Genomic DNA, 12,397 nt, shown 5'->3' with positions numbered 1-12,397 from the left:
GACCGTTCCCGATCAGAAGCGCGTGACGAGCGCGATGCGGTCGTGGTCGACCAGGAATCCGTCGGAGACGAACGTGACCTCGCCGCCGTACTCCAGGACGGTCTCGATGATGTTGTCGACGACGTCGTCGACGACGTCCGCGCCCTTGAGCGCGCCGAGCGGGCCGTCCACCGGGATGAGCTCGCCGTCGGTCTTCACCGCCGGGGCGTAGTAGCCGCGCTCGACCACCAGGTGCTCGCCGCGGCCCTCCTCGGCGAGGGACAGGACCTCGGCGAGCCCGCCGGCGTAGCGCTGGATGCTGCGCGCCGCCTCCAGCTCGGTGAGCACCGCGACCTCGCGGAGGTCGTCGTAGGCGTGCAGCACCGGCCGGGCGAGCTCGGCGAGCCGCCCGGGCGAGGTGCCCTCGTAGCTGCCGTCGATGCGGCCCGCGACGGTGACGCCGGGGCCGGCGAGCTCGTCGAAGAACGCCTGGTGGCGGGTGACCCCGGCGACGATGACGGGCCGCCGGTCGAGGGAGAGCACGCCGTCGAGCGCCGTGACCACCTCCCGGATCAGCTGCCGGTGCTGCTCGTCGCCGTGCCGGGCGGTGCGCGGGGCGCGCCGGACGACCTGTTCCTCGTCCTGGCCGGCCGGGCCGACCGGGAAGCCGTGCTGGGTGATCTCGGTGAGCTCGCCGCCCTGGCCGTCCCACAGCCGCGTGTGCTGGTCGGAGATCGACAGCAGCCAGTAGCGCGGGGTGCGGGTGTAGGCCGCGACCAGGTCCCGGGTGGCGAACGTGGTGTCGACGATCACACGTTCGTCCACGGGCTGGTCGACGGTGAAGGCATGGTGCTCGCCGTCCGGCGCGGCGAACAGCACGAGGCCGTCCTCGGCGTGCCGCAGGTCCACCTCGCCCGCCGCCCGCTCCAGACCGCGGACGACCTCGTCCACGGCGGCGGGGGCCACCCGCGCGTCCGCGCGCAGCCGGCGGCGCACCTCGGCGAGGAGATTGCGCAGCCGGATCGGATCCTGCCGGTTGCCCGGCGCGCGGCGGTTGGTCGGCATCAGCACCGACACCGCTGGGAACGTCCGTGGTTTGCGCAGCTCGGACAGCGTGACGGCGTCCATGATCCCCCGATCGGTCGTGGTTCCCTCTCGTCTCATTTGTAACGAGCGGCAGGTAAACGAGGTGTAAGAGGGTCCTCCGGATCGTGGCCGGTTAAAGCCGGAACCAAGATCACGTCGCCCGGGCGCGCCCGGCGGGTGACCCCCCGCGGGGCTGGGGAGAACCTCCTCCGGGAGGTGCTCCGGATGGACACGAGGATCAGTAGGGCCGGCGTCGCGGCGCTCGCCGGGCTGGCGCTGCTCACGGGCTGCAGCGGCGGCGAGGGCAGGAAGGCGGCGGTCGCGGCGACGAGCGCCCCGGCGGCCGGCGGCTCCGCCGCGAGCCAGATCGAGCAGCAGTTCGAGAAGGTCGTCGGCACCGTCCTGCCCGCCGTCGTGGAGATCGATACCGACCAGGGCGAGGGGTCGGGCGTGGTCTTCGACGACAAGGGCGCCATCGTCACCAACGCGCACGTCGTCGCGGGCGCCCGGAAGATCGAGGTCACCACCGCCAGCGGGGGCTCGCCGCTGCGGGCCGAACTGGTGGGCACCTTCGTGGCCGACGACCTGGCCGTGGTCAGGGTGTCCGGCGGCGAGCTGCCGAGGCCCGCCGCGTTCGGCGACTCCGGCGGGCTCAAGGTCGGCCAGATGGTGCTGGCCATGGGCAACCCGCTGGGCCTGTCGAGCAGCGTCACCAACGGCATCGTCTCGGCCCTCGGCCGGACGGTCTCCACCAAGCAGGAGGGCGCGTTCCCCGGCTCGACGGTGGCGGGCGCCATCCAGACCAGCGCCCCGATCAACCCCGGCAACAGCGGCGGCGCGCTGGTCAACCTGAACGGCGAGGTCATCGGCATCCCGACCGCGGCCGCCTCGGACCCGCAGATGGGCGGCGCGGCCGTGGGCATCGGCTTCGCCATCCCGAGCAACACGGTCAAGTCGATCGCACCGCAGCTGATCCGGTCCGGCAAGGTCGGAGCCTCGGGCCGCGCCGCGCTGGGCGTGACCGTCCGCACGGTCGTCGACCGTGACAGCGGGCGGCAGACGGCGGTCGGCGTCGTTGACGTCACCAAGGGCGGCGCGGCCGACAAGGCGGGAATCCGGCCCGGCTCACTGATCCTTTCGGTCAACGGCACCGCCACGCCCAACCAGACCGTCCTGTCCGAGGTGCTCGCCACCCTCAAGCCGGGCGACGCCGCCAAGGTCGAGATCGAGCAGCCCGACGGCACCAGGAAGACCACCGACGTCACCCTGGGCCAGCTCCCGGGTTAGACGCTCCCGGGCTAGACCAGGACGCCGGGGTTAAGGATGGCCGCCGGGTCCACGGCGGCCTTCGCGCCGCGGAGGGCGGCGGCGAACGGATCGGGGCGCTGCCGGTCGTACCAGGGCCGGTGGTCGCGGCCGACCGCGTGGTGGTGGGTGATGGTGCCGCCCGCCGCGAGGATCGCCTCCCCCGCCGCCCGCTTGATCCCGTCCCACTGGGCGAGTTCGTCGCCGCGCCGGGCGGGCGCGAGCACGGTGAAGTACGGGGCCGGGCCGTCCGGATAGGTGAACGCGAAGCGGCACGTGACGATCCCCTCGCCACCGAGCGCGTCCCGTACGGCACCGATGACGGCGGTGTGGAACGCGGCGAACCGGTCCCAGGTGACGGCGGTCTCGAAGGTCTCGGCGACCAGGCCGATGGCGGGATAGGCGTTGCGCAGGTACGGCATGCGCAAGAACGCGTCCTTCCAGGCGCCGCCCTGCCCGCCGCCGCCGGAGCGGACCTCGTCCCATGTCCCGCCGTGTGCGCGGACGAGCTCTAGGCCGCGGTCCATCCAGGCGTCCACGGGGTGATCGGCGGATTCGAACCCGAGCATGAGCAGCGCGTACGTACCGTCGCCGCCCGACGTCAGGCGCGCCTCGGCCGGGTCGAGCAACCGGCAGTTGGCCGGGTGGAGCCCGGACTGCGAGATCGCCCGTACCGCTTCCGCCGCGCGTTCGAACGACGGGAACCGCACCGCGGCGGACGCGCGGTGCGCGGGCCGGGGCCGCACCCTTACCCAGGCCTCGGTGATCACACCGAGCACGCCTTCCGAGCCGAGCAGCATCCGGTCCGGCGAGACGCCCGCGCCCGAGCCCGGCACGCGCCGCGACTCCCAGACGCCGCGCGGGGTGAGCGCGCGGATCGACTCGACCAGGTCGTCGATGTGGGTCGCGAGCGTGGCGAAGTGCCCGCCCGCCCGGGTGGCGATCCAGCCGCCCAGCGTGGAGAGCTCGTACGACTGCGGGAAGTGCCGCAGGGTGAGGCCGTGGCCGCCGAGGTGGCGGTCGAGGTCCGGTCCGAGCATGCCCGCCTGGACCCGGGCCGCCAGCGACACCTCGTCGACCTCCAGCACCCGGTCGAGCCGGGTGAGGTCGAGGCTGACGCTGGGACCGAGGCCACGGGGCTCCACTCCGCCTACGACGCTCGTGCCGCCGCCGTAGGGAATGACGGCGACGCCGGTGTTCTCGGCCCACTCCAAGACGCGGATGAGGTCGTGCTCGTCGCCCGGCCGCGCCACCACGTCCGGCGGATCGTCGAAACGGCCGCGGAAGGCCCGTACGAGGTCACGGTAGGCCTGCCCGTAGGTGTGGGAGATCCGCTCGTACGGCTCGGTCGTGCAGAACGGCAGCGGCGGCGGCGCGACCCTCGGCGGGCGCAGCCGGACGGCGTCCAGCGGGACCGGCGCCTCGATCTCACCGTCGAGATCGAAGCCCGTCACGGCGCCCATCAGCTCGGCCGCCGCCGCGATGTCGGCGGGCCCCGGCTCCTCGTCGGCGTATCCCCACGCCCAGTGGCTCCTGCGTCTCATGGTCAGACCCTCTCGCGTCGGCCCGCCCGCGTCAGCCCCGGGTGATCAGCTCGGCGTGATCAGCCCGGGGTGATGAAGCCCGTCTCGTACGCGAGGATCACGGCCTGGGTGCGGTCCCGGGCCTGGAGCTTGCCCAGCACGTTGCCGACGTGGGTCTTGACCGTCTGCGGGCTGACGAACAGCTCGGTGGCGATCTCGGCGTTGGAGTGTCCCTTGGCCATCAGCCGCAGGACGTCGGCCTCGCGTTCGGTCAGCTGGGCGTGCCAGCGCGCGCCGCCGCCCTTCGCCGCGCCGCCGTGCGCCGCGGCCAGCGACCGGATCGCCGCCGGGAACAGCAACGTGTCGCCGTGCGCGACCATGCGGATGGCCTGGAGGATGTCCTCGGGCCGGGTCCGCTTGAGCAGGAACCCGCTGGCGCCGACCTTGAGCGCGTCGTAGACGTACTCGTCGTTCTCGAACGTCGTGACGACGATGACCCGGGGCGGCTCCGCCGAGCTCTCCATGATGCGCCGGGTCGCCTGGATGCCGTCGAGCTTGGGCATCCGCACGTCCATGAGGATCACGTCCGGGTCGAGCCGCTTCACCTCGGCGGGCACGTCGGCGCCGTCGGCCGCCTCGCCCACCACGCGCAGGTCCGGCTCGGCATTGATGATGGCCGCCAGACCTGCCCGGATGAGCCGCTCGTCGTCCACCAGAAGCACCCTTATGGTCATGACCCCGACCTTAGGGGCAGGGTGACCGCGACGCGCCACCGGCCGTCGTCCACGCCCGCGATCATGTGTCCGCGCAGCACGGTCACCCGTTCGCGGATGCCGTCCAGCCCGCGCCCGCCGCTGTGGTGCCCGGCGGACGCGCCGCCCAGCGGATTGCTCACGTCGATCTCCAGCTGGTCCCCGCCGATGGTGATGCGCAGCCGCACCGGCACCCTGCCCGCGTGCCGCAGCGCGTTGGTCAGGGCCTCCTGGACGATCCGGTAGGCCTCGCGCGACACCGCCGGCGGCACCTGCTCGACGTCCTCGGCCACCTCGGCGTCGAGCTTCACGCCCGCGATCCGGGTCTGCTCCAGGAGACGGTCCACGTCCTTGAGCGTGGCCTGGGGGGCGGTGCGCGTCGACGCGTCCTCGCGCAGCAGGCCCAGCACGTGGTCGAGGTCCTCCAGCGCGGACCGCGCCGACTCCTCGATCGCGCCGAGCGCCTCGCGGGCGAACGCCGGGTCGGTGTCGAGCACCCGCCCGGCCGCCCCGGCCTGCAGGGTCACCACGCTCAGCGCGTGGCCCACCGAGTCGTGCAGCTCGCGCGCCAGCCGGTTGCGCTCGGCCAGCTTCACGGCCCTGCTCTCCAGCTCGGCCAGCCGCTCGGAGGGCGACGGGCCGAGGAAGAGCGGCGCCAGCCGGCTCAGCGTCTCCCCCGCCGCGATGATCAGCGCGATCAGCACGAACACCATCAGCAGCCCGGCGGGAGGGCCGAGCCATGCCCACGCGCTGTGCTTCCAGTCGCGCAGCGGCGCCTCGTCAGTGAAGCGGCCCATGTCGACGAACGGGAAGAGCAGCAGAGCGATGGCGAACGGCGGGATCGCCAGGCTCATCGCCGCGATCACGACACCGACGTGCAGGTGGAGGCTGAACCAGGCCCCCGCGCGCCCCCGCGACTCCCAGGTGTCCGGTGGCCGCGCGTTCAGCTCGCTGCTCGCGCCCCGGAGCAGCTCCCGGGCCGCCACGCTCTCCAGCGGGCGCACGGTCGGGACCAGCCCGGTGACGAAGGCCGCGAAGATCGGCGTGATGAGCACCGCCACGGCCGAGATCCAGTTGTCGGGCAGCAGCGGGACGAACCCCACGAGCAGCATGCCGAGGAACCAGTAGGGCATGAGCAGCGCGCCACCGACGACGAGATAGGACCATCGTCGCCAGGTGGTCTTGTCGGTGAGGCGGCGCAGGACCAGGGACACGCCACGATCCTCGCAGATCAGCGGGCACCGGGACTCCCCCGCAGGTCCGGCGCCGCTTCACCCGTACGGGGGAACGTCAGCCCTTGCGGCTCTGGTCGTCCTTCTCGGCGAGCTTGGCCAGCCGCGCGTTGTAGGCCGCCAGCTCGTCGCCCTCCTGGCCCCCGTCCCCGGCGGCGGCGCGGTCGGCCTTGCGGTCCAGCCGTCTGGCCTGCCGCTGGTCGTCGAAGTACCACTGGAAGGCCAGCACGACCAGCACGATGAACGTGGGGATCTCGCCGAAGCCCCAGGCGATGGCGCCGCCGGTGTGCTGATCCTTGATCACCGAGGTGCCCCAGGGCGGGTTGACGGCGGTGTACCAGGCCTGCGCGAGCGGCTGCCCCAGGTTCATCAGCGCGAGGCCGAAGAACGCGTGGAACGGCATCGTCACGAACAGCAGCAGGATGCGGCCCGGATAGGGCAGCTTCTTGGGCGCCGGGTCCACGCCTATCAGCACCCAGAAGAACAGCGTCCCCGAGAGCAGGAAGTGGATGCCCATCGCCATGTGCCCGAGGTGGTTGCGCATCGCGCCCTCGAACAGCGAGGTGAAGTACAGCGCGAACGTGCTCGCCACGAAGATCACCGTGGCCACTCCCGGGTGCGCGACGAACGCGGCGCCCTTGCTGTGCAGGGCCACGGTCAGCCACTCGCGCGGCCCTCGGTCACCGCGGATCCTGGCGGGCTTGAACGCGCGCAGCGCCAGCGTCACCGGCGCTCCCATGACCAGGAAGATCGGCGTCAGCATCGACAGCACCATGTGCTGGACCATGTGCACGCTGAACAGCACCTGCGCGTAGCGCGCCACGCCGGTCTCGGTGACCGCGACGATGGTGAGCAGCCCCATGAACCACGAGACGGTGCGTCCCATCGACCAGGCGTCGCCGCGGCGCCGCAGCCGCACCACCCCGGCCACGTAGAGCCCGCCCAGCGCGACCACGAGCACGGCGAAGAACAGGTCGAACGTCCACAGGGACGCCAGCCGTCCCGGCGTGATCTCGGGCGGCATGTCGTACCCGGTGAGCGCCTTGACCCGCGACTCCTCCTCGGCCGGCGCGGGCGGCGCGGTGCGCGCCAGCGCCACCGCGAGCCCCATGGTCGCGGCCATCACCGCGGCCTCGACGCCGGCGAGCCGGGTGAACGCCAGCGGCTTGCGCGCGGCCACGGCCGGGAGCGTGCGTTCGCGGTGCCACCAGCCGAACCAGCCGAGCACCACGAAGAACGCGATCTTGCCGAGGGCCAGCCGCCCGTAGTCGGTGCTCAGCAGCTCCGCCGGGTCGGGCAGGCGCGCGATCACGTTGACCAGGCCGCTGGTGCCGACGATGACGTAGCACCACAGGGCCATCCGGCTGAACCGGTCGGCCATGACCTCCAGCTTGTCGCGCCTCGTGAGCGCGTGCACCACCAGCAGTCCGAGCCCGCCGACCCACGGCACCACGGCCGCGACGTGCAGCGCGACGCCCGTGACGGCCACCGAGTGGTTGGCCGCCGAGGCCGCGTGCCCGGTCAGCGGCGGTGGCAGCAGGGCCGCCATCGCCAGGACGAGGAGCCCGAACGCCGCGCCGGGCGTGGCCGTCGTCCGGGCCAGCAGCGCGACGACGACCGCGAGCAGCACGACCAGCATCAGCGCGGTGCCCTGCGGAAGCTGGCCCACGTAGGCGCTGAGCTCGCTGCCGGTGACGACCTGGCTCACCGGCTCGCCGAGCACGTCGGCGACCGTGAAGATCAGCGTCGCCGCGGCCGCCGCGGCCCACGCGGCGGCGACCCAGGAGCCGGCCCGCAGGTAGCCCACGGCGTCGTCGGAGAGCGTCGCCGCCCGGCCGCCGCTGATCGGCAGCAGGACGGCCGCCGCGAGCAGCGTGCCCACGGTCACGGCCGCGCACAGGTCCATCAGCAGGCGGGAGACCGGCAGCCCCCAGCGCGTCACCGTGCCCGCGTCACCGAGCCCGGGGATGACCTTCTCCGCCACCGACCCGCCGAGCACGAGCCCGGCGACCAGCGTGGCGACCGCCGCCGCGACGGCGATCACAGCGACCCGCAGGACGGCCGGCGCTCCCTTATTCACCTTCATTCACCGCCGGACGAGCCGTGCTTGTTCTTGGCCCGCACCACGATGCCGATCCCGATGCCGATGCCGACCAGCCCGCCGACCACGATCATGATCCACGTGGCGCCGCCACCGGACCCCTCGGCCGCCTCGGGCGCCTCGGGCGCCTCGGGCGCGGGCGACCCGGCCGCGGCGGGCTCGGCGGCGACGCCGGCGTTCGCCGTCGCGGTGAACTTCAGGTCCGCCTTCTCGATCCGGTGGCCGTCTTCGCCCACCACCGCGTACGCCACGGTGTAGGTGCCGGCCGGGAGAGTGCCCGCCACCTTCTGCGTGACCTTGGGCCCGGACCGCGCGGCCTCCCCTGCCTGGAACTCCTTGCCCCTGTCGTCCTTGATCAGCACCTTCGCCATGCTGATCGTGTCGCTGAAGACCAGCTCGACCTGGCTCACCCCCGCGGCGGTGGCGTCCTTGCCCGGAGTGCTGCTGGTCAGCCGGGTGTGGGCCAGCGCGGGCGTGGCGAAGACCACTCCGAACAGCAGGAGCAGTGCGGTGACAAGACCAGCGCGCCGGAACGGCGCGCTCGGTGTGGTGGTCGTCATAGGAGGCCGGGATTCTCCAGTAGGAACGGAAGCCATCCACACCCTATTGCGCCTCCGCCGTGGGTGCGCCAGGGGTCGTGAAGCGATGGGTCACAGGGTGGTGAGGAGGTGGAGGCGGCCGTGGGAGCCGAATTCGGCGCGGAAGGCGCCGGCGCGGGCGGGGCCGAGCCGTTCGTAGGCCAGCGCGCGGCCGGGGCGGTGCCAGACGGGGTCGGCGGCCTCCCAGTGCTGGCGGCGCAGGGGACGCTTGTCGACCTTGCCCGTGGCGGTGAGCGGCATGGAGGGCACGATGCGGACGAAACGCGGGGCCCACTTGGTGCCGAGGTCGGGCTGGGCGGCCAGGAACGCGGCGAAGGCGGCCGGGTCGAACGGGCCGTGGAGTTCGAGGGCGGCCATGACCTGGTCGCCCGTGCGCGGGTCGGGCACGGGATAGACGGCGCACATGACGACGGCGGGCCAGCGGGACAGGACGCGCTCGACCGGGGCGGCGGCGAAGTTCTCGCTGTCCACCCGGAGGCGGTCGGCGCCGCGTCCGGCGAAGTAGAAGAAGCCCTTCTCGTCGCGGTAGCCGAGGTCGCCGCTCCAGTACCTGCCGTCCCGCACCCGTTCGGCGTCCGCCTGCGGGTTCTTGTAGTAGCCCTCGAACGCCGACGCCACGTTCAGGCCGACGATCTCGCCGATGGCCTCGGGGTTGAGCAGGCCGTGGTGATCATCGAACCGTGCGCGCGGGCATTCGGCGCCCGTCTCGGGATCGAGCACGGCCACCTCGACGCCGGGCGGTGGCACGCCGAGGGCGTCCGGGGGCGTCTCGGGCGTCTTCTGCAGGGAGATGGCGCCCTCGCTGGAGCCGTAGCCCTCGATGATCCGGCAGCCGAAGCGGGCACTGAAGCGCGCCAGGTCCTGGGCTGAGGCCTCGGTGCCGAAGCAGGCCTGGAGGGTGTTGTCGGCATCGTCCGGGTGTCCTGGGGTGGCCAGGATGTAGGCGAGGGCACGGCCGACGTAATTGAAGTACGTGACGCCGAACCGCCGTACGTCAGGCAGGAATCCCGAGGCGGAGAACTTCCGGCGTAGGGCCACGGTCGCCCCCGCGTGCACGGCCATAGCGAGATTGGCCATGACCGCGTTGCCATGGAAGAGCGGCATCGCGATGTAGGTGACGGAGTCGCGGGTGATGCCCATCCTCTCCGACATCACCGCGATCGAGGCGAGCCTGCCCTGACCGCACGACACCGCCTTGGGCGCCCCCGTGGAACCGGAAGTGAAAAGCAGCAGCAACCGGTCCCGGGCGTCGACCCGGGCGGGCTCGGCGGGCGGCGGCGGTTCGGCCATGAGGTCGGCCAGCAGGACGCGGCCGGCGCCGGTGTCCAGGCCTTCCAGGAGCGTGGCATGGGCGGTGTCGGTGACGATGAGCTCGCAGTCGGTGTGGCGGATGTCGGCGGCGAGCTCCTGGCCGCGCCGGGTCGGGTTGATGCCCACGACCGTGGCGCCGGCCAGGGCCGCCGCGCCTATCCAGAAGACGTACTCCGGCACGTTCTCCAGCAGGACGCCCACGTGCGTGCCGGGTGACAGCAGCCCGGCGCGGCGCCGGGCCGCCGTGACGACCTCGGCCCAGGTGTACGACTCGTCCTCGAAGCGCAGTCCGGTGTGCTCGTCGCCGGCCCGCGCCAGCAGCAGGTCCGCGAAGGTCACGTTCGCCACCCGGCGAGCGTGTCACCCAAGCGATCGCTTGGTCAAGACCTCCGGAACGCGCCTCGGCGCCCTCCCCCTAGACGCCCGCGCAGGTGAGGGCGCGGCGGTAGGCGGCCATGCGGGGCTCGTCCGCGGCGCCCGTCTCGGCGAGCAGCTCGGCCAGGTCGAACCACGCCTGGGCGGCCTCCCGGGAGGACTCCATCTCCTCCAGATGGGTCGCGGCGCGGGTGAGCACGTCGATGGCGCGGTCGCGGCGGCCGAGGCGCACGCATGCCTCCCCCAGGACCGTGAGGGCCCAGGCGGTGGCGCGGCGCGGGGCGTCGCCGAGGAGGTCGAGCGCCTGCTCGGCCAGCTCGGCCGCCTCGCCGGGACGGCCGAGCGCGATCTCGGCGCGGGCCAGCTCGGTCAGGCACCAGGCGACGTCGATCTCGCCGGCGGCACTGGCGTTGATCTCGCCGCGCACCCGCGTGAGCAGGTCGTGGGCGTTGCCCGCCTGGTCGGGCCGCGCCCGCAGCAGCAGCCCGGCGTAGGCGATCCGGAGCCGGTGCAGGTTGCGCGGGTCGGCGCTCAGCCCGCCCTCGGGCTCCTCACCCGCCAGCACGAGCGCGCGCTCGGCCAGGGCGACGCCCTCCTCGTACTCGCCGCGCACCTCGGCGACGTAGGCGGCCTCCCAGTAGGCGGCCATACGGGCACGCGGGCTGCCGATCCGCTCGGCCCGTTCGATCAGCTGGTCGGCGAGCTGGCGGGCGCGCACCAGATCGCCGCGCTCGATGAACGCGGCGAGCAGCGCGGCGCCCAGGTGCACGGCGGCGTCGGTCGAGTCGGCGCCGATCGCGATGAGGTGCCGCAGCGCCTCCTCGGCGACCTGCACGCTGGCGCTGATGTCGCCGCGTTCCCGCAGGCAGCGGCTGAGCGCGACATGCACCTTGGACCAGTGGTCGAGATCGGCGTCGGCGGAGGCCTCGGCGGTCAGCGCCCGCAGCCCGGCGATCGCCTCCTCCAGCTCGCCCGCCGCCTCCAGCGCCAGGGCGTGGCCCCAGCGCGCCTGGTGCAGCATCTCTGGGAGCGCTACCGCGTCGGCGTTGGCCAGGACGTCGGCGAAACGCGCCCGCGCCTCGGCCGCCGCGCCGTTCTGCAGGGCGATCTCGGCGTAGTCGAGCGTCACCCTGAGCTCGTCGACCACGTCCTCGCTGACCCCGCTGACCAGGTACGTCGGCGAACAGCTCAGCTTGGCGGCGAGCAGTTCGATAACGCTCGGCGCCGGCACCCGCTTGTCGCTCTCGATCAGCGAGATGTAGCTGTCGGACAGCTCCGGGAACGCCAGCTGGGCCTGGCTGACGCCCTGCCTGATGCGCAACGCCCGGATGCGCTGTCCCAGTGTCTCCCGATCCATCGTGTGACCACCGCCTACCGCGTTCTCACCGCTGCGTCGCGCGCAGGGCGAGGAAGAAATCAACTCGATCTTCCAGTGTGCCGAGATCCCGCCCGGTTAGTTCCTCGATTCGCCGGATCCGGTACCGAAGCGTGTTCACATGGACATGCAGCCGCGTCGCGGTGCGGCTCCAGGAGCCCGAGCAGGCCAGGAACATCTCCAGCGTGTGCACGAGGTCGGCACGCTTGTCGGAGTCGTACTCCTCCAGCGGGCCCAGCAGTCGCGTACGGAACGACCAGCGCACCTGCTCCGGCACGGATGCCAGGAGCAGCGCGTACGAGTCGACCTCCCCGACCAACTCTCGCATTCGCACCTCGGCAGGCTATACAGGGCGTCCCTTCGCAGTACAGAAGGGGGTGCGTCGATTCCGCACCAGAGTTTGCTGTTGTACTGGCTCGCATGACTGTGTCCACGCATGTCCTCGACACCCATCGCGGGCGTCCGGCCACCGGGGTGCCGGTCCGGCTCGACCGTCACGACGGGGACACCTGGCAGTCCCTCGCGGAGGGCGTGACCGACGACGACGGCCGCTGGACGGCGCTCGGAGAGGCGCCGGAGACCGGGACCTACCGGCTCAGGTTCGGCACCGGCCCGTACTTCACCGGGCTCGGCGTCACGACGTTCTACCCCGAGGTGTGCGTGATCTTCGCCGTGGCGGACGGCGGGACGCGCCAGCACGTGCCGTTGCTGGTCAGCCCGTACGGGTATTCCACCTATCGCGGCAGCTGATCTGAACAG

General features: G+C 72.7%; 10 protein-coding genes and 1 pseudogene. 2 read left to right on the top strand and 9 right to left on the bottom strand.

What is annotated here, in order from left to right; translation table 11 throughout:
• Nucleotides 1–12 precede the first annotated feature (12 nt).
• On the bottom strand, nt 13–1,107 hold the full coding sequence (locus ABD333_RS03630) for a baeRF3 domain-containing protein (RefSeq protein ID WP_344537626.1): 1,095 nt from the start codon (nt 1,105–1,107) through the stop codon (nt 13–15).
• A 183-nt stretch (nt 1,108–1,290) separates the two neighbouring features.
• Here ABD333_RS03630 and ABD333_RS03625 point away from each other — a divergent pair, with 183 nt between their 5' ends.
• Entirely contained in the window at nt 1,291–2,352 is a 1,062-nt protein-coding gene (locus tag ABD333_RS03625; protein ID WP_344537624.1) for a S1C family serine protease, read from the top strand.
• An 11-nt stretch (nt 2,353–2,363) separates the two neighbouring features.
• Here ABD333_RS03625 and ABD333_RS03620 read toward each other — a convergent pair whose 3' ends face one another.
• From ABD333_RS03620 to ABD333_RS03585, 8 genes and pseudogenes are all read right to left on the bottom strand, one after another.
• On the bottom strand, nt 2,364–3,914 hold the full coding sequence (locus ABD333_RS03620; protein ID WP_344537622.1) for an FAD-binding oxidoreductase: 1,551 nt from the start codon (nt 3,912–3,914) through the stop codon (nt 2,364–2,366).
• Nucleotides 3,915–3,973: 59 nt separating this feature from the next.
• Nucleotides 3,974–4,627 carry a response regulator gene (locus tag ABD333_RS03615; protein ID WP_344537620.1) on the bottom strand — a complete coding sequence of 218 codons (654 nt, stop codon included), beginning with the start codon at nt 4,625–4,627 and terminating at the stop codon, nt 3,974–3,976.
• Nucleotides 4,624–5,859, bottom strand: a complete 1,236-nt coding sequence (locus ABD333_RS03610; protein ID WP_344537618.1) for a sensor histidine kinase — start codon at nt 5,857–5,859, stop codon at nt 4,624–4,626. Before ABD333_RS03610 ends, ABD333_RS03615 begins: the two co-directional genes overlap by 4 nt.
• 76 nt (nt 5,860–5,935) lie before the next feature.
• A complete protein-coding gene (locus ABD333_RS03605; protein ID WP_410558607.1) occupies nt 5,936–7,963 on the bottom strand; it encodes a bifunctional copper resistance protein CopD/cytochrome c oxidase assembly protein in 2,028 nt (675 codons plus the stop codon).
• Entirely contained in the window at nt 7,960–8,538 is a 579-nt protein-coding gene (locus ABD333_RS03600; protein WP_344537615.1) for a copper resistance CopC family protein, read from the bottom strand. Before ABD333_RS03600 ends, ABD333_RS03605 begins: the two co-directional genes overlap by 4 nt.
• 90 nt (nt 8,539–8,628) lie before the next feature.
• Nucleotides 8,629–10,236, bottom strand: coding sequence for an AMP-binding protein (locus ABD333_RS03595; protein WP_344537613.1), 1,608 nt, complete (start codon nt 10,234–10,236; stop codon nt 8,629–8,631).
• A 67-nt stretch (nt 10,237–10,303) separates the two neighbouring features.
• Nucleotides 10,304–11,620 carry a tetratricopeptide repeat protein gene (locus tag ABD333_RS03590; RefSeq protein WP_344537611.1) on the bottom strand — a complete coding sequence of 439 codons (1,317 nt, stop codon included), beginning with the start codon at nt 11,618–11,620 and terminating at the stop codon, nt 10,304–10,306.
• Between the two features lie 25 nt (nt 11,621–11,645).
• Nucleotides 11,646–11,969: pseudogene (locus tag ABD333_RS03585) on the bottom strand (PucR family transcriptional regulator); the annotation flags it as partial.
• A gap of 89 nt (nt 11,970–12,058) precedes the next feature.
• Here ABD333_RS03585 and uraH point away from each other — a divergent pair.
• On the top strand, nt 12,059–12,388 hold the full coding sequence (gene uraH, locus ABD333_RS03580; RefSeq protein WP_344537609.1) for a hydroxyisourate hydrolase: 330 nt from the start codon (nt 12,059–12,061) through the stop codon (nt 12,386–12,388).
• The last annotated feature ends 9 nt before the right edge of the window (nt 12,389–12,397 follow it).

Source organism: Actinomadura fulvescens, assembly GCF_039533225.1.
Lineage (GTDB): Bacteria > Actinomycetota > Actinomycetes > Streptosporangiales > Streptosporangiaceae > Spirillospora > Spirillospora fulvescens.
The sequence above is the reverse complement of the archived record's forward strand: the minus strand, read 5'-3'. Positions and strand labels throughout refer to the sequence as shown.

What these genes read in the sequence shown, in the direction of transcription:
- ABD333_RS03630 (WP_344537626.1), bottom strand. Translation starts at nt 1,107, where the DNA reads ATGGACGCCGTCACGCTGTCCGAGCTGCGCAAACCACGGACGTTCCCA.
- ABD333_RS03625 (WP_344537624.1), top strand. Translation starts at nt 1,291, where the DNA reads ATGGACACGAGGATCAGTAGGGCCGGCGTCGCGGCGCTCGCCGGGCTG.
- ABD333_RS03620 (WP_344537622.1), bottom strand. Translation starts at nt 3,914, where the DNA reads ATGAGACGCAGGAGCCACTGGGCGTGGGGATACGCCGACGAGGAGCCG.
- ABD333_RS03615 (WP_344537620.1), bottom strand. Translation starts at nt 4,627, where the DNA reads ATGACCATAAGGGTGCTTCTGGTGGACGACGAGCGGCTCATCCGGGCA.
- ABD333_RS03605 (WP_410558607.1), bottom strand. Translation starts at nt 7,963, where the DNA reads ATGAAGGTGAATAAGGGAGCGCCGGCCGTCCTGCGGGTCGCTGTGATC.
- ABD333_RS03600 (WP_344537615.1), bottom strand. Translation starts at nt 8,538, where the DNA reads ATGACGACCACCACACCGAGCGCGCCGTTCCGGCGCGCTGGTCTTGTC.
- ABD333_RS03590 (WP_344537611.1), bottom strand. Translation starts at nt 11,620, where the DNA reads ATGGATCGGGAGACACTGGGACAGCGCATCCGGGCGTTGCGCATCAGG.
- uraH (WP_344537609.1), top strand. Translation starts at nt 12,059, where the DNA reads ATGACTGTGTCCACGCATGTCCTCGACACCCATCGCGGGCGTCCGGCC.